The organism is Achromobacter pulmonis (genome assembly GCF_021733725.1).
Taxonomy (GTDB): domain Bacteria; phylum Pseudomonadota; class Gammaproteobacteria; order Burkholderiales; family Burkholderiaceae_B; genus Achromobacter; species Achromobacter pulmonis.
This window is the reverse complement of sequence record NZ_JAIFOT010000001.1, coordinates 3,163,262-3,183,200: the sequence shown is the minus strand read 5'-3', so window position 1 is coordinate 3,183,200 and position 19,939 is coordinate 3,163,262. Positions and strand designations below refer to the sequence as shown.

Here is a 19,939-nt window from a genome sequence, read left to right as displayed (position 1 = left end):
CTATTTGGATCAGACTGGTCGGGCTACGCCGCAAGAATGCTGATTAAGACCTGCCCGGTATGACGCCAGACTGAAAAAGTCACAGTCGGCCGTATTCAGTCCGGGATCGCGCCGTCGCGCTCGGCCAGCCGGGTGTACTCCGACAGCGTGCGTGTGGGGCGGAAATAGCGGTCGCGCAGCACGGGCTGCTGGCGCGGCCCGACGATGCCGGCCAGCTCGGACAGCTTGACGGTTCCCTGCGCCGGCATCCCGATTCCCAAGTCGATGAGACCCCAGGCGGTATCGCCATCGGCGGGATCGAATGCGGCCAGCAGCCAGGTCACATGCGCGTCCGGCGTGAACAGCCGCACCACGGGCACCGGGTCGATGGCCCGGCCAGCGGCGCGGGCCTCGCCGTTGGCGAGCAGTTGCGCGCGCTCCGGGACGGTGGCGAGTGGCTGGGGCATGGTCGGCAATCCCACAAATCCAATGATGCACGGATGCGGTTTCACGCCCAAGCGCAGAACCGCCAAACCGGATTTACGCCTTCGTGCGCAAGCACGGATGCGCCTGCGTGGCTTTGCTGGAACCCGCCGATGCGGATTTCCGTGAAGGCACAAAAACGTAGAACACCAAATGAACACTATAGATTGTAGCTCTATAGGGCGCAATGGGCTGTCATCTTGGTTTTTCGAGGGAAACCATAGGTGGCGGCTGGGAACTCATTGGCGAAGGCGTTGAAGACAGTCAGGAAGGCGCGTGGCTTGAGCCAGGAAGCCTTCTCTGACGTGTCCAGCCGTACCTATATGAGTACCCTGGAGCGCGACCTGAAAAGCCCGACCCTGCACAAGTTGACCGAGCTGTGCGAGGTAATGGAGATCCACCCGCTCACGCTGCTGACGCTGGCCTTTGCGGGCGACAGCCCGCGCAAGGCCGACGAGCTGCTGGCGCAGGTGCGCCGGGAGCTGGAGGCGGTGTTGAGCGAACGCGATGCGGCGAAGCCGCGCGCGTGATGCGGTGATGTGCTGCGAACAGCAGCACAGCGCCCCGCCGCGATGGGCGGGGCGCTGCGGCGGTCACGCCGCCTTGGGCTTGCTGCGCGACCAGATCAGGTCGTGCGTGCCGTCCTCATTCTCGATCAGGCGGGCATAGACTGTCGCCGGGAACGAAGGATCGTCGAGGGATACGGACACGTAAGGCCGCCTGGCCTCGCTGGTCTTCTTCCACGCCGCGCCGATGTCGTGGCCGGCCGCCTGAAGGCGGAAGTCCGGGGCGTTCTCGGTGTCGCCCTTGTCGTTGGGAACCAGCTTGACCTTGACGTTGAGCGTCAGGGTGCGAAGCGTGCCGGTGAAGCCGTCTTTGTCTGCGGTGAAGGTGCCGATGTTGGCCATGATGATTCTCCTTTCGGTTGAACAAGGTTCGCGCCCATCGCGTCCTTGTTGTGATCCGGCCGGCGGGGGACGGGCTGGCTGCACCGCTTGCGGTCGCAACGCAGTGGAGAGCCGGGAGGCGAAAAGAATTTGCTGCGCGAGGAAGCCGCGTAGCGGCGGGGAAATTGTTTTCGCCGGACGGTTGCAGCCATGAAGCCCGAGGCGCAGCCGCGCCACCGCCAGGATTCACAACGAGACAAGGACGCCTTGGGCCGACCCACCCGCGAAAGGAGACAGGGCCGACTCGGCATCCCCGCACGAAGGCTGCACCGGCGCGCGTCCTGACACGGGCCAGGTCAATGCCCCGACGACAAGGCAAGAACGTCCCTGCCGCAGATTGCGGCCACATGCTTGAGGCGTGGCATGGAAGCTCCATAGCGAGGCTGCGCGGCTGTCGGTGAACCGTCCTTCGTGATGGACAGGCAACGAGTCGCCAGCGTCGAGGACGGCACGCTTTCGCACAACCTGCCGCAGCAAGCCGGGGCGTAGCCCCACAAGCCCTGCCCATCGCGGCGGGGCGCCATCGAAACCTCGCCCGCGCCAGCGGGCACCGATTGCCGTGCCGCGCGCAAGGCTATTGCGCGCTCGCCCCGTCGCCGCCTGGCTGAAGGCGGCGACGGGGCGATTTTGTTTTGGACGTTGGAGCCGGGCGCGGCCACCGCCGCGCCCGGATTTTGGAACATCCCCCGGCTCAATGTGCCGGGGGATGCCGTTGCTATTCCTTCGTCTCGATAAGCCACCACACGGCACGCGGCAAGGCGCGGCCCGTGATGGGATGAATGTCTGTGAGGTCGGCGCAGGCCGTCCAGCCCGAGGGCGGACGATAGTCGCGCACGTCGCCTTCACCATGCCAGCGGCGGGCGCGTACCGTACCGGGGGCATAGGTCGCCGCCATGCGAGGCCGGCTGGTCGTGGTGCGGGTCATGGGCGGTTCTCCTTCCAGCGAAGCGCCTCGGCGGGTTCATCCGCCACGGCGTCGGCATCCTCCGGGGCGTCCTGCTCCGGGCCTGCCTCCTGCGCGGCATCCTGCGGCCCTGCGGCCTTGAAGATGGCGGGCATCCAGCCCGTGCCATCGGCCAGCCGCTCGGCTTCGCTGGCAATGTCGGCCTTCTTGAGCTTCGCCAGCCGGTTGACCTGCTCGGGCGCGTACTCGCCCACGGCATCCAGAATCACGGCCTTGGAAACGTGCTTGAAGTAGCCTTCTTCGGTCGGCTTCCACCATGCGGCCATGTCGAGGCCCACGGCCTGCGCCAGTTCCTCGCCGCGCTGGTGCGTCGTGGCGCGAGGCGTCACCACGTCCACCGTGGAAGCCACGCACACGGCCAGCAGCCGCACCAGCTCGTCTTGCGGCTTCGCCAGCAGCGCGGCGAACAGTTCGGCGCCGTCCTCCGGCAAGGCTTCACCGGCTACCTGTTGCAGTTCGCGCAGCGCCACGGCAGCAGGCGATTCCGGCCAGTCCGGGGCCATGCCTTCCAGCCGGTCTTGCGCCGTGAGGCGCACGCCCAGCGGCAGGTCGTGGCCGTAGTGGCTTTCCTGCAAGACGGTCTGCACCATGCCATGCACCAGCGCGGCCAGCGCGACATGCGGATGCCGTGCGACTTCGATTTGCAGCGCCGCCGTGCGGTGGGCGCTCAACCGCTGCGCCAGCCGGTCGGACAGGCTCGCGGCCTTGGGCGCATCGTCGGCGTCCTCGCCTTCGTCGTTGTCGGCTTCGCCTTCCGTGCTGCCGAAACCGCGCCGCAGCTCTTCCAGCGTGCGCAGCGCCTTGGCCTCGGCTTCGCGCAGCAGGCCGCGATGAATGACGGCCTCGCCGTTGCGGTCGATGGTGACGATGGCACCGGCCACGTCGCGCACCTCGGACGCATAGCCTTGTAAGGCGTCCTCCGCGTCTTGCAGTTCCCCGACCACCTGATCGCGCCGCTGTTCCAGTTTCTCGGCCTTGGCCTCGTCCTCGGCGTCGCAGGCTTCTTCCAGTTCGGCGTCGATCTTTTCGAGGCGGGTTTCCAGCGACGCGATGCGGCGGGCCTCGCGGGTGGTCGGCTCGCGGCGGTAGCGCGGGGCGTTCTGGAACGCCTGCCGTTCCTCGTAGGCCAGATGCGGCACGGCCTCCACCCACGCCCAGCCCTCGGCGCGCACGTCCTCGGCCAGCGTTTCCAGCTTGTCGCGCACCAGCGTTTCCAGCACTGCGGTATCGGTGAGGTAGGTTCCGGCATCGCCTTCGGCGAACAGGTCGCGGCGGATGCCGCCGCCTGCCTGCCGGTAGGTGTCCAGCCCGACGAAGCGCACCAGCGCGTGCGCGGCGTCGATTTCGCGCTCGGTCAGGCGCTCGCGCAGCTTGGACGGGCTGCGCTGCCATTCCGGCGCACCATAGAACGCGGCTTCCTGCGCGGCGTGGTCGTCGGTGATGGTCAAGGCCATCAACTGTTCCAGTGTCACGCCACCGGCCCGGTAGTCGGCCATCAGGCGCGGCGAGACGTTCGCCAGCTTCAAGCGGCGCTGCACCACCAGCGGGGACACGCCGAAGTCGGCGGCAATGTCCTCGATGGGTCGGCCTTCCTTGACCAGCGCGGCGAAGGCCGCGAACTGGTCGGCGGGGTGCATGTTCTCGCGCTGCACGTTCTCCGCGAGGCTGACGGTACGGGCGGACGCATCGGCCACCAGCAGGCACGGCACTTCGTAGTCGGCGGGGATGCGCTTCTTCTTCGCCAGCAGCTTCAAGGCGGTCAAGCGGCGGTCGCCTGCGACGACTTCGTATTGCTCGCCATCGGCGGCGAGGATGACGATCAGGTTTTGCAGCAGGCCGATACGGGCAATGCTCGCGGCCAGTTCGGGGATGGACTGGCGCGGGGTCGTCCGCACGTTGCGCTTGGAACGGCGCGGCAGCAACTGCGAGAGGGGAACCAAGATCAGGTTCTTGGACGGGTCGGCCACTTCCAGCGGTGCGGCGGCTTCGATGGCGACGGTTTCGGTTTTGAGTACGGCGTTCATGGTGATTTCTCCTAGCGGTTGGGATGCAGCAGCGAGAGAAGCGGCAAGGGCTGCTGCCTGCCCCTGCCGCGAGGGGATTCAGGCTTTCAACTGGCGCAGGCCATCGGCCAGCAGCCACAGGGCGCGATTCAGGCGCACGCTTTGGTCGATGCCCTGCACGGGCCGGGTGGTCTGGCGGCGGCCATTCGCGGCGCGGGCGGACAGGCCGCCTTTGGTCAAGTTCTCCTGCGTGCGGTTGAACACGCTCCACAGGTCGCGGCGGTCGTCGTCATGGCGGCGCGGCATCAGGATTTGCGATTCCGTGATGGGCGCGGGCTTGTCCTCGTCGTACTTCAACGCCAGCGCAGCGCGGGCGAACACTTCCGATTCCCCGGCGTCCAGCGTGATGGCACGCATGGCATCGCGCGATTCCTGCGCCCGGTCGAAGCCATGCAGGACTTCGTAAGCGCCTTCGATGACGTGCCCGGCTACGTCGCCCTTGTGGGGCACGCGCACGTCGGCCACGGTGTCGCCGCAGACAAGGCCATTGCTGCAAACGAAGCGGAACATCCCGGCCAGCATCTGATAGCTGCTGGTGCCGTCATGGGAGTTCAGCAGGATGATTTCGTTGGCCTCGCGGCCGTTGATCTGGCTGGCGTGGCGCAGCCGGATCATGTGCTTGGTGTAATCGCGGCGGTCGTCGTGGCGCACGCGGGTTTGCGTCACCATGAAAGGCTCGAAGCCTTCCCCGCGCAGTTCTTGCAGCACGGTGGCGGTGGGGATGTAGCTGTACCGCTCGGAGCGGCTTTCGTGCGGGGCGTCCGCGAAGATGGACGGGGCCACGGCCCGGATTTGGTCGTCGGACAAGGGACGTTCTGAACGCAGCACCGGGGAGCGGGAAGCGAAGCGGGATGCGAGTTGCATGGCATTTCTCCTGACAAAGAAAAAAGGGTTTGCTGTTCACCGCACACCGGATTCCTAGATTCGGAAGCCCAGCCTTTCGGCTGTTCGGTGCGGTCGGCACGAGGAACCCGGTTGGCCCTGTTGCCACCGTCTTTCCTGAGTTCATCGCCCGCGACGGTCAGGAGCGCGCGGACGGGGGCCGTCAAGGAGAAAAGCGCAGGGTTGGTGCGGCCCGCAGGCGCAGCCGAGGACACGGCCCTGCGCGCCTTGACGGCACACGGCCGCGGGCTACAGTCGCGGACAAGGTGATGAAGTCAGGGAAGACGGCTGGACATGGCAACGGCCATCCCTGTGTGCCGACCGCACGCAAGCGAAGCGCGCAGGCCCGGATCTGGAAGCCGGGCCGGAGGCGTCAGCCGAGCGGAGCGAGGGAACGATGGAAGCCCGTCAGGGGCGAAACCCCGCAGGGGGTTCGATGCGCAGCACGACAGCGCGACCGGCCATGTTTCTTGGCCGGGGACGCACAGCCTTCAATGCTTGATGCACAAGCTCATGCGCCCGTCATCGGGAAACAGGTTCGACAGCGACTACTGTGGTCTGGCCGATCCGGCGCAGCCGGTTCGGCGGCATCGAGGGGCGCCAAGCATCGCGCGGCGGGGATAGCCCGCAGGGCTTTCCCCTGGAGGCAAGCGAAGCGCGCAGCGCACCAGGCGCGAAGGTATCGGCAACGGGCGCAGCAGAAAAAAAAAGGTGCGCCGCCCCCGCAGGGACGACGCACCGAAGGCAGCGCGGCGCGATCAGTTCGCCGCCGGCGCCGTCATCGACTGCAACTGGTCGATCACGCCAGGCTCAACGAACACGCAAGCCTGCTCGTCCGCGATCGGCACGTTGAACACCTGCGCGAACACCGCGCGCCGCAGATGAGCCAGCCGGCCCGTCCGGTACGCCTGCTCGGGCTTCATGCGGCCACCGGCCTGCGAACCGCTGCGCTGCGGATCGCATTCGACCAGCGCGACAAAGCCGTCGTCAGCCAGCTTCTGATGCTCGGGGCACAGACCCCAGCCGGTCGCCGTATGGCGCTCCATGCTCGCGCGTAGGCGCTTGTCCAACAGGACGGCGCCGGTATCGAACGCTGTGCCGCAGACCAAGCAAACGTGCTGTTCGAGGGAAACGTGTGATTTGTCGTGCATGACTGTTCTCCGGTTGCACGGGCGGAATTGCCCGGAACCGTCGCCAGCACGGCGCAGCGCAGCAGTCAGGGGTCGGAGACGGCCACGGGCCGCAAGCGTGCTGGCACGCGCCGCCCTTGACGGCGAGAACGCCGTGATACGGTGAAGGGACACAGCAAGACCGCCCCCAACCCGACACCACCACACCTGTTTTTGGCAAGTGCGTAGCACGCGCAGGCCCGCGAGGGCCGGAGTTGCGCCGCCGGGCGCAGCAAAAAGGGGGCCGAAGCCCCCTCGGTCAAATCAGGCCGCGTTCGGCGAAGGACGTGGTGCTGCCGCCCGCCACGACGATGTGATCCACCATTCTTGATTGGTCTTGGGTGTCGTAGCGTGGATGGGGCAGCCGTGCCAGAAGCATCCATCACAGAACACCGCCAAACGCCATCTGGTGAATGCGATGTCGATGCTTCTCTTGGTGCCAGGGATCACGTAGTGGACGCGGAACCTTAGACCTTGATGATGCAACGCTGAGCGCAACTCTCGCTCGCGCGGATTGTCCTTTCCGCGTGTGCGAGCCATTCGTCGGCTAACGGCACTGGAGGGCGCTGGCGTCAATGATGACATCCTTGCAGGTTATACCTTCGTGGCTCGATGCGAGGAATATGCAAGGGATGGATGGACTCCAGATTCAGAGTTCCCTTCTGCTCGATTGACGTTGTTCGATCTGTAACTGCGCCCGCTGCGTTGCCTGTTGCAGTCGCTCCACCAGCACGCCCCTCGGCGGCAAGGCGGTCAGGTACTCGGCGACGTGGATGCCCGACTTGTCCAGCTCCAGCAATTCGATCTGCTCGCGCTTCTTGCCGGTGCAAAGGATGATCCCCAGCGGCGAGGCCTCCTCCGGCTCCCGTTCGTGCTTGTCCAGCCAGCGAAGGTAAAGCTCCATCTGCCCCTTGAAAGCCGCCTTGAACTCGCCGACCTTCAACTCCACTGCCACCAGCCGCCGCAGCTTGCGGTTGTAAAACAGCAGGTCGAGGTGGAAATCCTCGCCGTCAATTTGGATGCGCTTCTGCCGAGCCACGAAGCTGAAACCCGCGCCCAGCTCCAACAGGAACGACTCCATTTCGCGGATGATCGCCGCCTCCAAGTCGCCTTCCTGCCAAGTGTCCCGCAGCCCCAGGAAGTCGAGGATGTACGGGTCGCGCATGACCAGGGCGGGCGACATGCGCTGCGCATCGCGCATCTTCGCCAACTCCTGTGCGATCGTCTCGCCCGGCTTTTGGGACAGCGCCGTGCGTTCGTACAGCATCGAGTCGATGCGCTCGCGCAGCGTTCGCACGCTCCAGCGTTCGGCGCTCGCCATCTGCGCGTAATAGTCCCGCTGGAGTGGGTCTTTCAGCGGGATCAGGGCGATGAAGTGCGTCCAGCTCAATTCTCGTATCAGTGATACGAGAATCTGCTCGTCGGGGAAGGTGGCTGCGAACTGCACCATGCGGCGCAGGTTCTGCTCGGCAAAGCTGTTGCCGTACTCCTTCACCAACTGCGCCGCCAGGGTAGGCAGGACTTCCTTGCCATAAGCGCCCCGGCGCCCGTCCAAGACCTGCGTATGGATGCGCTGGCCGATGCGCCAGTAGAGCATCGTCAGTTCGCTATTCACCGTCGAGGCGGCGCGCTTGCGCGCCGCCTCGATCAGTGCCCGAATGTCGCCCAGCAGCGCCGAAGGCGCTGCGGACGACGCTGCGGATGACCGGCGCGTGTTCATGCTGCCGCCTCCGCAAGCTGGCGCGCGCCCGTGATGGCCTGGCGCCGGCTGGCCACCAGCTCGGCCGCATCGCGCACCGGCTTGTCCTCGGTGTGGACGTAGTGCATGAACATCGCCACGGTCTTGTGGCCCGTCAACTTCATGCCCACTTTGGTCGGCACGCCGGAATTGGCAATGTCGGTGGTCGAGCGATGGCGGATGCCGTGCGTGCCGACGTGCGGGACGCCGGCGGCCTTGAGTACCCGGCACCAGCCGCCATAGTGCTCGCCAAAGGTCAGGTGCTTGGTCGGGTCGTTGGGCGATGGCAGGACATAGGGGCAGCCCTCCCGGCGCGGTGCCGTCGAAAGCAGCCGATAGGCTTCCTCGCTCATGGGCTTGGAAATGCCGCCGACCTTGCTGTCGGGCCACACCACGCGCCGGTTCTCGAAGTCCAGCCAGCTCCATTCGAGCGGGCAGATTTCGGAGCGCCGGGCGGCAAACTCGAATTGCAGCCGGATCGCCAGCGGGATGACGTAGTTCTCCAGCCCTTCCGCCTCCAGCTTCTCCAGATGACGGAAGATCCGCACCATTTCCTCGTCCACGATGAGCCGGGTTTCCTTGCCCGGCGGGTACATCGGGACGTGGCGGCACGGATTCGTGCCGTCCGGGCGGTAGCCCCACACTTCGGCCAGGTTGAACATCTTGCGCAGCACGCCGAAGGTCTTGTTCGCCTCGGTCGGCTTGTAGGCCAGCTTCTCCATCAGCCCGGCAATGTCGGGCCGCTTCACGTCATGCACCTTCTTGCGGCCCAGCAGCGGGATGATGTTGCGGTCGATGACGCCCTGATAGCCGTCCTGCGTGCTGGGCTTGTTGCGCTTCTTGGAGTAGTCCTCCATGAACTTCTTGCACAACTCGGCCATCGTGGGCGCCTTGCGCGCCTCGGCCTTGGTGCCGCCGGGGTCGCCGCCCCGGCGAACCTCGGCCAGCCAGTCCTGTGCCTTGACTCGTGCCTGTTCGACGGTCAGCTCCCCGTACAGCCCCAGCGAGGGCTTGCGGGGCTGGCCGGAGTTCGTGCGGTACTGGAGCATGAACACCCGGCGGCCCGTCGGGGTAATCTTGCACAGGAAGCCGGGCACCACGGTATCCCGCAGTTCAACATCCTTGGCCTGGGGCTGGGCCGCCTCCACGGCGGTCTTGGTGAGCTTGATCTTTGCCATGATGACTCCTTGGAACGACCCGGATTCCAAGAGCCAGATAGGAGCGGCGCGAGGGAAAACCGGGTCAAGTTTCAGAAAGCACCGGCATATGATGGACGCGCGTAAGCTATTGATAAACCGGCTGTATCGAGCTACGGCGCAGTCCAGCGAACTACCGGGCTGGAGTCATCGTGAAACAAAAAAATGGCGGGCCTCATAGGCATTTTCCAAGCAAATAACTTCAGCCTGGCCATACGAGACCGATTTACCTCATTACCGTACCTACATGAAGGAATGTACGGTACGCAACTTTCCCAGGTACGACCGTACCTCGTTCGGAGCCGAGACCACAGACATCAGCTGAAAGTTCGGGCTGGTGAATTCCGCCTAGCAAGAGATAAGGTAGTCCCTGCCAAAGCCGAGATTGCTCCTCCCCGCTACTGCGCGCTAACCTCGTCGCGCCCCTATATCTCATGCGAGCGCCCCCGCGAAGAGTCCTGCCAACCATAAAGCCGATTTTGCGGAGAATGACGAACGATTTTTTCGGCTCGTTCCTCCAACAGCGGACGAACTCACAGCAATACTGAAAGGACACCTCCTGGTCGAAGAGCAACTGCGATCCATTACCCGTTCGTCAGTCGCCAACCCTCGCTACTTTGACGAAGCGAAGCTCACATTCTCTAATGCCTTGTGCTTGGCAAGAGCAGTCGCCGGACACTTTAATGAGGGCGCATGCTGGGTTGCTGCGGAGCAACTCAATACGGTACGGAATAAGATCGCCCACAGAGCCGAACCTGGACCAGCCGCCGCACTCCTCGACAGGTTTTATTCAGTGTGCGAAGCGGAGAGCCGCTGGTCCGCCTGGTCTTCGGCACCGCGAAGCACGGCAAAGCTTTCCCAGTACATTTGTTGCATCTGGGCCACCTTCGACGCGTTGCGAGCAGTTGTCCAAGTTTGCTCAGAAACCACTTCAGTGTTGCGCCCACGCCCTTAAGTCTCTCGTGACAAAGGCGGCCCCACCTGATGGAAGTCTCGGCTATGCGTTCACCAACCACTTCCCAACGGCCGCGCCCCCTCTTTTCACGTAGTCAATACTGAAGGCCATAAGATCAGCGAGGTGGGCATCAATCTGTCCTTTCGAAATCCCCGGCTGCACGCCATAGATGGCGAAACTGACTTTTTCCGCGCCCCGGTTCAGCAAGATCTCTTGCAACATTGCAAGATTGCCGATCTTGAAGACTGACGGACGCCTATGCCGCCTTTCATTTATCCGATGCTCCACATGCTCGACCAACACACGGGATTCGCAATAAACAACTGACTTTAGTAGCTGGCAGGTGACTTCGTAGACGTCGTCAACACGGGCACCATTCGGTTCGCCCCCAGCTCCCTTGCAGTGATACAGACTGACGAGGACTCTGTCGTCTTCTTCTCGTGTGACCGCGATGTAGTCGGCGGCCTCCCCAGTCCTGTGGTCATAAACGAGGACCTCGAGATTTTCCTTCGCCCTGATCCACAATTCCAAATGTCTGTGGACGGTCATTCGTTCGGGATTATCGGCGTCAAACTCTCTACCGATCTCACAGCCATCCCACCCAGGGTTCTCGACGTCCTCATCAAGAAGCCGATTGCTGGCCAGCTTCGGAGGCGGGTAGCAGTTCATCCCTTCGAACGATGACTTGTCGGCTGCGTAAAAGATTGGAGGGTGCATAGAAAGCCACTGGTCAAAATCCAACCAGTCATCGTGCGTGCTAGATATTTCGACTTCCCAACCAGCGCCGTGCTGTCGAAACAATGCGCCCCCGGCTAAAGACATGCGGTAGGGCACCGCATCTGAGTCCGAGACGATTTCGAAATCCAGGCCATCAGGTCCTGAAGCGAATGACGAGAGCTCTAGATCAGTGATTTGGCGATAGAGCCACTGCTGCTGTCCAACACGTCGATATCTCAACCGGTGCGCCTGCTTGTAGGCATTGCGCGACCAGCTTCCACCAATGACAACATCTGGGATTCGCCGCAACGTCTGCGAATGCTGGACGAGATCTAGCTGAGACTCTGCCAGCGTTTCGTCGCCATTCAAGCGATTGTTCAGCTTCGATATCCAGTCAAGGTATTGCGATACGGAGAGACGTTGATTGCTCCATATACGCGAGTTACTGCTTGCTCCGATGGTTTCACGCTCGCCATCTTCCAATCCACTACCAAAGTAATGTCCTTGTACGTAGGCGCGCCCATCGCCCGGCGTGACCGCTCGCTCAGCACGAGGTCCAGTTAGCATGCGATAGGATTCTGCTTGCGAATTTATGGCCGTATTACGCAAGCCAACAGCGTAGAAGCGCATATCCGTAAGGCCGGCGCGCGCACGGATGGTCTCCTCGAAGCTCAAAGGTCTATGGTGATCCTTGGCCACGACCTGCATTAGTGCGATATATAAGCGATCTGTTCTACGAGTGGAGCCGATGAAGCACAATCGTGTAGCAGCGTTGTAGGCCAGCAGGAAAACGTCGTGTCGTACATTTACAAGCACGTCAGCAGTCGCCCAGTTCGGCGGCTCATTGTCGACGGTCAAAAGCAGTGTGATCAATCCATCATCCGAGATCCACTGCTTAGCCAAGTGAAGCCTTCGCCCTATCAATGCCTCAAACAAAGTGAAGTCCGGGGCCACGTCGCACTGAACGATTCGAGCATGGGCATATAGCTCAAATGACATTGGCGACACGGCGTCGTAGTCCGAGACTGTCTGCCTCTTCGGCTTCAAGATCTCCAAGATTGATTCATCGGCAGCCCCTTCGGCGAGCTGACGCCTCGCCTCTTCGTCGATAAGGGAAGCGATGTCCACTCCCTCTTGAAAGAGCCTTGCGGTGGCATCTTGCAGACGACTCACAGTCGACACTAAAGTAGCGTTGCCCGTCCGTTCATCGTTTGTTCGCGCGAACCGCCCTATGAACTGTATCGTTGGAACTAGGGAGCGGTGCGGCGCATGGAGTGCTGCGATCTTCAGCTTTGGAAAGTCATAGCCCTCCCCGAACATGTCAACGCAGACTATTCCTTCCAGCTCCCCCCGGAGCAAGGAGACCTCCAGTTGCTCCTGCCTCCGTTTGGAAATTCCGCTGTCGATCGCTTCTACCCTCACCCCAAGCCCGGCGTAAATCCCCGTTAGCTTCCTAGCAGCGGATATCGAGGATGCTCGCGCGAACAGTCGATGGTCGAATCCTTGCGCCTGATCTTCCCGCAGCTGTGCAATCGCCACCCTTGCGATGGCGAGGTCCACCTCGTCCTCATCGTGATCGTTATGCACAGGCGCTGGACGAAAGGAGACGCTCCCAAACGCTTGTTCGCGAGACGCCTTGGAAACTGGATAGCTATATGCCAGACGGCCCGGAATTGGATTTTTATCGCGCCTGAATGGAGTAGCCGTCAAGAAGACAAACTTGGCGCGGGAGTAGTGACCGAGATACGCACTCCAAGTGTCTGCTGGAGCATGGTGCGCCTCGTCAAAGATAATCAAATCGAATAGGTCTGCGGGGCTTACGGGCTCCAGGACCGGCGATGTGCTCGCTGGCGTGGACACGACCACATCGAAAGTTCGAAGGGCAAGCCATTCATCGGCGCTTAATGGCCTGCCCTTCTGTGGATGTACATGAGGATTTTCTGCCTCCGCCGGTAAGACCTTGAGCTTGCGTAGCGTCGACAGTTCGCCGAAGTGAGCCGAGGTCTGTCGTCTCAGCACATCCGTGGGTTCCACCACCAGCACACGGTTTGAGCCCAACAAAAAAGGAAGCGCCATGATCACGGCAGTCTTCCCATATCCAGTCGGCAAAGACACTATGGCCGGCTCGTCGTAGACCGAAAAGTGGGCCGCCACAGAATGAAGAGCGCCCAACTGGCCTGGCCTAAAACCCGAGTTCGGACTGCTAATGGGTTTCAAAGCCAGCATGTGGCTATGTTCAATGAAGAAATCGGCCACGTCCCCCTCCCGGAATGAACTAGATGACCAATTGTTACTTCAAAGAACATAACAAGCCAGCCTAATCTTTGAGACCTACTCCGAATTATTGCCGCTTCAGGTCTGATGGTCTTCTTTGTTGCGCCCTTCGGAACGAGCGATGTTATTCGCGACCCAAAGGCCGAATGCGATAACAGCTACAAGTACTCCGAGCATCACCGTAGTACCCAAGTCCATACACTTTTCTCCACAAACACAGCCCTATCGGTACGCCTGATGATAGCAATCACCGCCGGATATGAACTGCGAATCCGCAGCACAACGCAACATCGTTCGTAACAGGAAACCCGTTGGGATCCTGCTGGGTTCCTACTCGGTTAACCGCCGGTTCCCACAACAAAACCTAGAGCGGCACTCGACCAGTTGGGTTCTAAAACACCGCGTACAGGAGCGCGCTGTGCCCCAGCACAGTTGTTCAGATCTTGAGGTCCATGAGCGCCGCTGACACAGGATCCATGGCCATCCTCATAGGAGAAATACCCACGAAGCGAGGGAACCTGGGGGCCTGTAGCGGAAACCCAGCAGGTTATGGCCAGGTTTTACTTTCGAACCCAGTGCAAACCGGATGCAAAGCTACCAATCCCAATCCCATTCCCAATCCCAAATCTTTTACTGGCTACGCCAGTGTCAACAGCGTCTGCGCCGCTGTCTGACCTGATAAGCCACAATAGGCCGGACCAATTCCAGATGGGACGCCCTCGCAGATGCAGTGATGGTCCTTAGACGCGTCCACAGCCCGCATGAGCGGTCGAAACACCCCGGGTGACGGGTAGGCAGCCACATTAGAGCCATTGCAGTCCAGAGCGCGTTCTGCGCGGTCTCGCGCTCTGTTTCTGAAACGCGAGTCGAATCTCCGAATTTTTGCCTTGCAGGGTCTAGAAGACGGTTGGGGCGCCGTGCAAAAGAAAGTGGGCAAGTCCGAGGGTCTGGCCAGAGTCCTGTATTGCACAATCCAACGACTCCGCTCGCTAGAACGAGAGACCGCCGAGCCAGCCTTCCCCTTTGTCCGTGGCAAGAATCGATGCCCACCGGAGCGCCAAGCTTCCCCGCACATTGGGAACATTTGATAGGGGATTTTGATAAGGTGTTTGAAAAGGGCTTTGACTGATGGCGTCGGCACTTGATCTCTACGCCAGCTAAGCACTCCGGGTCTGTTCGATGGTCCACAACGGGACAACCGCCCCGCTCCCCGCCCACCGTCAGTGAAGGTGGAACAATCAACGGTTCATGATGTTCCAGACGTACGTGACCGTGGCGGCAACTGTCCGGCGCCGGCGTCTCAAGGTGGGAGTTAATTTGCAACGCCACGAGCCGGACGGTTGCGGCGGCGTGAAATCTACGGACCTGCCGACAAGTTTCAGCGCCTCATACGCGGGATCGCGGCCCGCGGCCAGCCCGGTGTCGACTCAGCGAAATAATCTGTTAGCCGTCTGAAAGACTCTGTGTCCCTGTCGCAGCCACTCAGACATTGCGCTGGCAACTCCTACCTCCATTGTCGAAAGGGCACCCCTCGTATCAGTACTAGGTTAAAGGATGCCCTATCCCCTCATTCCCGTACTAGGCCAAGTCTCCGCGGTTCGGGTCGGATAGACCGTCGACTTTGATTTCTCTCAGCGCAGCTCATAGCGCATTTGACACTGAGGTGTGCAGTATGGTCTCAGTGCAATGCACACAGCACATGCAGAGTACAGGCCGCGACGCTTTAAAAGTGCCACCGGGGAAGACCGGTCCACAGCACAGCTCGGCATTTGCTCCGCTAACGAATAAGGCCGCGAGGATGGAAGGGGCGAGGGGTCGTAACGATTCAACTGTCGCGTGGTGCCGCCGATGCTCTGCGACCTGGGCTCGGAACTCTCACGTTGCTGCCCCAGCGCACGGCCTGATGAGCCCAAAGTGCAGCGAGCTGCCCGCCCCAACCAAGCAGAGACCCGGCAAGTGCCGAAATGCGCTATTGCCACCGAGTGCACATCCTTGCCTTGATGCCGCCTGAACTTGCTCACCGCCAACTGCAAGTTCGTTGTCCCATATGTTGTCCCATATGCCAAGCAAAGAAAAAGGGTTAGCTCAATGACATTGAGCTAACCCTTTGATTTTATTGGTCGGGGCGGTGGGATTCGAACTCACGACCCTCTGCTCCCAAAGCAGATGCGCTACCAGGCTGCGCTACGCCCCGAGGGACGCCACTATACCAGATACGGACGCCTGCCCCACGACGCCCTGCCCGGCGATCCCCTGATTGACACCTATATAGTTGAAGCATAAATTAATTGCACCCGGCAGCGCCGCATCGAGAGGCGCCGCTGAGCCGGGCCGCGCGCCGTGCTCCCTTCGCCCTGGCGGGCGTCGTCGGCACATCTCATAGACCACACGCATCGGGAGCCACATGGCAAGCGTCCCCTCCTCGTCCGCCTGGGCCACCCCCACGCGCACCACTTATACCGTGCTGTTTGTCTGCTGGCTGGCGATCCTGTTCGAGGGCTACGACGTCGGCGTCATGGGCGCGGTGCTGCCCGCCCTGGCCGACGACAAGAGCTGGAACCTGACGCCGATCGAGCTCGGCATGCTGGGCAGTTACGCGCTGGCAGGCATGTTCGTCGGCTCGTTCGCAGTCGGCACGCTGTCCGACCTGCTGGGCCGGCGGCGCATGCTGCTGGCCTGTGTCACGCTCTTCTCGCTGACCATGATCGGCGCGGCCTGGGCGCCGACGCCGACCTGGTTCGCGACGTTCCGGTTCATTGGCGGCCTGGGCCTGGGCGGCGTGATCCCGGTGGCGGCGGCTCTGACCATCGAGTATTCCCCGCCCGCCAGGCGCGGCTTCAACTACGGCGTGATGTATTCCGGCTACTCGCTCGGCATCCTCTGCTCCGCCGCGGTGGCCATGGCCGTGCTGCAGCACTGGGGCTGGCGCGCGGTGATCCTGGTGGGCGCGGCGCCGCTGCTGCTGGTGCCGGTGGTGGCGCGCCTGCTGCCCGAATCGCTGGAATACCTGCTGGCCAAGGGGGACGAGGCCGGCGCCCGCGCCGTGGCGCAGCGCCTGGGCATCACGTCGCTGGAACCGTTCCGTCCGCGCGAAGTGACGGGTGAAAAGACCTCCTGGCGCGATGTGATGGCCGCGGTGTTCGCGCCGCGCCACCTGCGCGCCACGCTGTGCTTCTGGGGCGCGCTGTTCCTGGGCATGATGCTGGTGTATGGCCTGAACACCTGGCTGCCGCAGATCATGCGAAAGAACGGCTATGACCTGGGCTCGAGCCTCTCGTTCCTGCTGGTCTTCAGCCTGGCGTCGGCCATCGGCGGCCTGGTGCTGGGCCAGTTCGCCGACAAGAGCGAGCCGCGCAAGATCGTCGCGCTGTTCTATCTGGTGGGCGCTATCGGCATCTACTGCCTGACCTACAACAATCCGCTGGCGGTCAATTACCTGTGGGTGGCGCTGGCCGGCATCGGCAGCATTTCGTCGTCGCTGATCCTGACCGGCTACCTGGCCGGCTACTACCCGGCGCATGCGCGCGGCGCCGCCACCGGCTGGGCGCTGTCGTTCGCCCGCATCGGCGCCATGAGCGGCCCCATTGTCGGCGGCTATCTGGCCGGCCTGCAACTGCCGCTGGCGTGGAACTTCATCGCGTTCTCGTGCGCGGCGGTGCTGGCGGCGGTGTTCGTGATCCTGATCCCGGGCCGCTACGCGGGCGGCGCGTCGACGCGGCCGGCGGCCGGCGCGCGGACGCTGGAACAGCAGCGTTCCTGACGTTGCCCCCAGCCGGGCGCGCTCCCCCCGCCGGCGATCAGCCGAAACGGCCGGTGATGTAGTCCTCGGTTTCCTTGCGCGACGGCTTCACGAAGATCTGGTCGGTCTGGCCGAATTCCATCAGCTCGCCCAGGTACATGTAGGCCGTGAAATCCGAGCAACGGGCGGCCTGCTGCATGTTGTGGGTCACGATGACGACGGTGTAGTCGTTCTTCAGTTCGGCGATCAGTTCCTCGATCTTGGCGGTCGAGATCGGATCCAGCGCCGAGCACGGCTCGTCCAGCAGCAGCACTTCGGGTTTGATGGCCACGCCGCGCGCGATGCACAGGCGCTGTTGCTGGCCGCCCGACAGGCTGTTGCCGCTCTGGTGCAGCTTGTCCTTCACTTCGTTCCAGAGCGCGGCCTTGCTCAGGGCCCATTCGACCCGCTCGTCCATCTCGCCCTTGGACAGGCGCTCGAACAGGCGCACGCCGAAGGCGATGTTGTCATAGATGCTCATGGGGAACGGCGTCGGCTTCTGGAACACCATGCCGACCTTGGCGCGGATCAGCGAGATATCGGTCTTGGCGGTCAGCAGGTTCTCGCCGTCCAGGATGATTTCGCCCTCGGCGCGCTGGCCCGGGTACAGCTCGAACATGCGGTTGAAGGTACGCAGCAGTGTCGACTTGCCGCAGCCCGACGGGCCGATGAAGGCGGTGACCTTCTTCTCCTGGATCGACATGTTCACATTGCGGATCGCATGGAACTTGCCGTAGTAGAAGTTCAGGTTCTTGACCTCGATCTTGTTCTTGACGGCGGTAGCGGTGTTTTCCATTTGGTTTCCCTAGGGCCGGCGCGGCAGGCGCGCCGGCAAAGCGATCTTTACTTGCGGAACATGTTGCGGGCGATGATGTTGATGCCCAGCACCAGCAGCGTAATCAGGGTGGCGCCGGCCCAGGCCAGGTTGTTCCAGTCCTTGAAGGGGCTGGCGGCGTATTGGTAGATCACGACCGGCAGGTTGGCCATCGGGCCGTTCATGTTGGTCGACATGAACTGGTTGGACAGCGCCGTGAACAACAGCGGCGCGGTTTCGCCCGAAATGCGGGCGATGGCCAGCAACACGCCGGTGATGATGCCGGTCTTGGCGGCGCGATAGCACACCAGCGTGATCATGCGCCACTTGGGGCAGCCCAGCGCGGCCGCGGCCTCGCGCAGGCTGTTGGGCACCAGCAGCAGCATGTTGTCGGTGGTGCGCACCACCACCGGAATCACCAGGATGGACAGGGCGATGGCGCCGGCCCAACCCGAGTAATGTCCCACCTGCGCCACATACACGGCATAGATGAACAGGCCGATGATGATGGACGGCGCCGACAGCAGCACGTCGTTCAGGAAACGCGTGGCCGGCGCCAGCCAGCCGCGCTGGCCGTATTCGGCCAGGTAGGTGCCGGCCAGGATGCCGACCGGCGTGCCAATCAGCGTGCCCACGCCCGCCATCATCACGCTGCCGAAGATGGCGTTGATCAGGCCACCGGCTTGTCCCGGAGGCGGCGTGATCTCGGTGAAGAGCGTGAGCGACAGCGCCGGCGCGCCCTTGAACAGCAGGGTCAGAATGATCCAGAACAACCAGAACAGCCCGAACACCAGCGTGCCCAGCGAGATGGTCAGCATGACGCGATTGACCACGCGGCGGCGGCGATACACGCCATTCTGCATATTGAGTACGGAGACAGCAGCCATGATCTTTTCCTAGTGCGGCGACGCTCAGGTGCGCTTGCCTTCGTTGGCCGACAAGCGGACCAGCAGCATCTTGGCCAGCGCCAGCACGATGGTGGTGATGAGGAACAGGATCAGGCCCAGTTCCAAGAGCGCCGCCTTCTGGATGCCGCCGGCTTCATTGAACTCGTTGGCCAGGGCCGAGGCGATCGAGTTGCCCGGCGAAAACAGCGAGCCGGACCACTTGAAGGCGTTGCCGATCACGAAGGTCACCGCCATGGTCTCGCCCAGGGCGCGCCCCAGGCCCAGCATGATGCCGCCGATGACGCCCGACTTGGTGAACGGCAGCACCACGCGCCACATCACTTCCCAGGTCGTGCTGCCCAGGCCGTAGGCCGATTCCTTCAGCATGGCCGGCACCAGCTCGAACACATCGCGCATGACGGCCGCGATGAACGGGATGATCATGATCGACAGGATCAGGCCGGCGGTGAAAATACCGATGCCGAACGGCGGTCCGGCGAAGATTCCGCCGATGATCGGCACGCTGCCCAGCGTCGCGATCAGGAAAGGCTGCACATACTGCTGGAACACCGGCACGAAGACGAACAGGCCCCACATGCCGTAGATGATCGACGGAATCGCCGCCAGCATCTCGACCGCGGTGCCCAACGGGCGGCGCAGCCAGGTCGGCGACAGTTCGGTCAGGAAGATGGCGATGCCGAACGACACCGGCACCGCGATGATCAGGGCGATGGCCGAGGTCAGCAGCGTGCCGATGATGGGCACCACCGCGCCGTAGCTTTGCTTGACGGGATCCCAATCGTTCAGCCAAAGGAACGACAGGCCGTACTTGGCCAGCGATTCGCGACTGCCATAGATCAGGGATACGAGGATCGCCGCCAACAGGATGAACACCAGGAAGGCGAACAGGCGGGTCAGGTTCTTGAACAGCGCATCCATCAGCGCGTTGTTGTTTTGCTTCATAGGCGAAGGCGTGCCGGTAGTCACGGAGTCCGCCACGCTGGGCGAAAGCGGCACACTATTATCCATTACCGCGCTCATGGATGGACTTTCCTTAGGAAACCTTGGGGGAAACGATGAGTAGGCCCGGGAG

At 62.6% G+C, this 19,939-nt stretch carries 15 protein-coding genes and 1 tRNA gene; 2 read left to right on the top strand and 14 right to left on the bottom strand.

What is annotated here, in order from left to right:
* Positions 1-95: 95 nt before the first annotated feature.
* Positions 96-446 carry a DUF2958 domain-containing protein gene (locus tag K2W61_RS14690; protein ID WP_236755900.1) on the bottom strand — a complete coding sequence of 117 codons (351 nt, stop codon included), beginning with the start codon at positions 444-446 and terminating at the stop codon, positions 96-98.
* Between the two features lie 240 nt (positions 447-686).
* Here K2W61_RS14690 and K2W61_RS14685 point away from each other — a divergent pair, with 240 nt between their 5' ends.
* Positions 687-992, top strand: coding sequence for a helix-turn-helix domain-containing protein (locus tag K2W61_RS14685; protein ID WP_128313424.1), 306 nt, complete (start codon positions 687-689; stop codon positions 990-992).
* A gap of 63 nt (positions 993-1,055) precedes the next feature.
* Here K2W61_RS14685 and K2W61_RS14680 read toward each other — a convergent pair whose 3' ends face one another.
* The 10 genes from K2W61_RS14680 to K2W61_RS14635 form a co-directional block, all read right to left on the bottom strand.
* The gene (locus K2W61_RS14680; RefSeq protein ID WP_236755898.1) at positions 1,056-1,370 is read right to left on the bottom strand and encodes a DUF736 domain-containing protein; all 315 of its coding nucleotides are present in this window, start codon (positions 1,368-1,370) and stop codon (positions 1,056-1,058) included.
* A gap of 754 nt (positions 1,371-2,124) precedes the next feature.
* Positions 2,125-2,334, bottom strand: a complete 210-nt coding sequence (locus K2W61_RS14675; RefSeq protein ID WP_236755897.1) for a hypothetical protein — start codon at positions 2,332-2,334, stop codon at positions 2,125-2,127.
* On the bottom strand, positions 2,331-4,397 hold the full coding sequence (locus K2W61_RS14670; protein WP_236755896.1) for a ParB/RepB/Spo0J family partition protein: 2,067 nt from the start codon (positions 4,395-4,397) through the stop codon (positions 2,331-2,333). Before K2W61_RS14670 ends, K2W61_RS14675 begins: the two co-directional genes overlap by 4 nt.
* A gap of 78 nt (positions 4,398-4,475) precedes the next feature.
* On the bottom strand, positions 4,476-5,300 hold the full coding sequence (locus K2W61_RS14665) for a DUF932 domain-containing protein (RefSeq protein WP_017677013.1): 825 nt from the start codon (positions 5,298-5,300) through the stop codon (positions 4,476-4,478).
* A 776-nt stretch (positions 5,301-6,076) separates the two neighbouring features.
* Positions 6,077-6,469 carry an ATPase gene (locus K2W61_RS14660; protein WP_236755895.1) on the bottom strand — a complete coding sequence of 131 codons (393 nt, stop codon included), beginning with the start codon at positions 6,467-6,469 and terminating at the stop codon, positions 6,077-6,079.
* Positions 6,470-6,751: 282 nt separating this feature from the next.
* The gene (locus K2W61_RS14655; RefSeq protein WP_236755894.1) at positions 6,752-7,027 is read right to left on the bottom strand and encodes a very short patch repair endonuclease; all 276 of its coding nucleotides are present in this window, start codon (positions 7,025-7,027) and stop codon (positions 6,752-6,754) included.
* Between the two features lie 109 nt (positions 7,028-7,136).
* Positions 7,137-8,207, bottom strand: coding sequence for a PDDEXK nuclease domain-containing protein (locus tag K2W61_RS14650; RefSeq protein ID WP_236755893.1), 1,071 nt, complete (start codon positions 8,205-8,207; stop codon positions 7,137-7,139).
* A complete protein-coding gene (locus tag K2W61_RS14645; RefSeq protein WP_236755892.1) occupies positions 8,204-9,403 on the bottom strand; it encodes a tyrosine-type recombinase/integrase in 1,200 nt (399 codons plus the stop codon). Before K2W61_RS14645 ends, K2W61_RS14650 begins: the two co-directional genes overlap by 4 nt.
* Positions 9,404-10,418: 1,015 nt before the next feature.
* The gene (locus K2W61_RS14640) at positions 10,419-13,349 is read right to left on the bottom strand and encodes a DEAD/DEAH box helicase (protein ID WP_050449050.1); all 2,931 of its coding nucleotides are present in this window, start codon (positions 13,347-13,349) and stop codon (positions 10,419-10,421) included.
* 2,135 nt (positions 13,350-15,484) lie between these two features.
* Positions 15,485-15,561: transfer RNA gene (locus K2W61_RS14635), tRNA-Pro, on the bottom strand.
* A 210-nt stretch (positions 15,562-15,771) separates the two neighbouring features.
* On the opposite strand from K2W61_RS14635, the gene K2W61_RS14630 reads away from it, so the two are divergent.
* Entirely contained in the window at positions 15,772-17,127 is a 1,356-nt protein-coding gene (locus tag K2W61_RS14630) for an MFS transporter (protein WP_175134853.1), read from the top strand.
* Between the two features lie 37 nt (positions 17,128-17,164).
* Here K2W61_RS14630 and pstB read toward each other — a convergent pair whose 3' ends face one another.
* Genes pstB through pstC form a run of 3 tightly spaced genes read right to left on the bottom strand, consistent with a single transcriptional unit; the run spans position 17,165 to position 19,887 of the window.
* The gene (pstB, locus tag K2W61_RS14625; protein WP_006385463.1) at positions 17,165-17,941 is read right to left on the bottom strand and encodes a phosphate ABC transporter ATP-binding protein PstB; all 777 of its coding nucleotides are present in this window, start codon (positions 17,939-17,941) and stop codon (positions 17,165-17,167) included.
* A 47-nt stretch (positions 17,942-17,988) separates the two neighbouring features.
* Entirely contained in the window at positions 17,989-18,846 is an 858-nt protein-coding gene (gene pstA / locus K2W61_RS14620) for a phosphate ABC transporter permease PstA (RefSeq protein ID WP_175134854.1), read from the bottom strand.
* A gap of 24 nt (positions 18,847-18,870) precedes the next feature.
* Positions 18,871-19,887, bottom strand: a complete 1,017-nt coding sequence (pstC, locus tag K2W61_RS14615) for a phosphate ABC transporter permease subunit PstC (protein ID WP_175134855.1) — start codon at positions 19,885-19,887, stop codon at positions 18,871-18,873.
* Positions 19,888-19,939 lie beyond the last annotated feature (52 nt).

What these genes read in the sequence shown, in the direction of transcription:
- K2W61_RS14690 (WP_236755900.1), bottom strand. Translation starts at nt 446, where the DNA reads ATGCCCCAGCCACTCGCCACCGTCCCGGAGCGCGCGCAACTGCTCGCC.
- K2W61_RS14680 (WP_236755898.1), bottom strand. Translation starts at nt 1,370, where the DNA reads ATGGCCAACATCGGCACCTTCACCGCAGACAAAGACGGCTTCACCGGC.
- K2W61_RS14675 (WP_236755897.1), bottom strand. Translation starts at nt 2,334, where the DNA reads ATGACCCGCACCACGACCAGCCGGCCTCGCATGGCGGCGACCTATGCC.
- K2W61_RS14670 (WP_236755896.1), bottom strand. Translation starts at nt 4,397, where the DNA reads ATGAACGCCGTACTCAAAACCGAAACCGTCGCCATCGAAGCCGCCGCA.
- K2W61_RS14665 (WP_017677013.1), bottom strand. Translation starts at nt 5,300, where the DNA reads ATGCAACTCGCATCCCGCTTCGCTTCCCGCTCCCCGGTGCTGCGTTCA.
- K2W61_RS14660 (WP_236755895.1), bottom strand. Translation starts at nt 6,469, where the DNA reads ATGCACGACAAATCACACGTTTCCCTCGAACAGCACGTTTGCTTGGTC.
- K2W61_RS14655 (WP_236755894.1), bottom strand. Translation starts at nt 7,027, where the DNA reads ATGGCTCGCACACGCGGAAAGGACAATCCGCGCGAGCGAGAGTTGCGC.
- K2W61_RS14650 (WP_236755893.1), bottom strand. Translation starts at nt 8,207, where the DNA reads ATGAACACGCGCCGGTCATCCGCAGCGTCGTCCGCAGCGCCTTCGGCG.
- K2W61_RS14645 (WP_236755892.1), bottom strand. Translation starts at nt 9,403, where the DNA reads ATGGCAAAGATCAAGCTCACCAAGACCGCCGTGGAGGCGGCCCAGCCC.
- K2W61_RS14630 (WP_175134853.1), top strand. Translation starts at nt 15,772, where the DNA reads ATGGCAAGCGTCCCCTCCTCGTCCGCCTGGGCCACCCCCACGCGCACC.
- pstB (WP_006385463.1), bottom strand. Translation starts at nt 17,941, where the DNA reads ATGGAAAACACCGCTACCGCCGTCAAGAACAAGATCGAGGTCAAGAAC.
- pstA (WP_175134854.1), bottom strand. Translation starts at nt 18,846, where the DNA reads ATGGCTGCTGTCTCCGTACTCAATATGCAGAATGGCGTGTATCGCCGC.
- pstC (WP_175134855.1), bottom strand. Translation starts at nt 19,887, where the DNA reads ATGAGCGCGGTAATGGATAATAGTGTGCCGCTTTCGCCCAGCGTGGCG.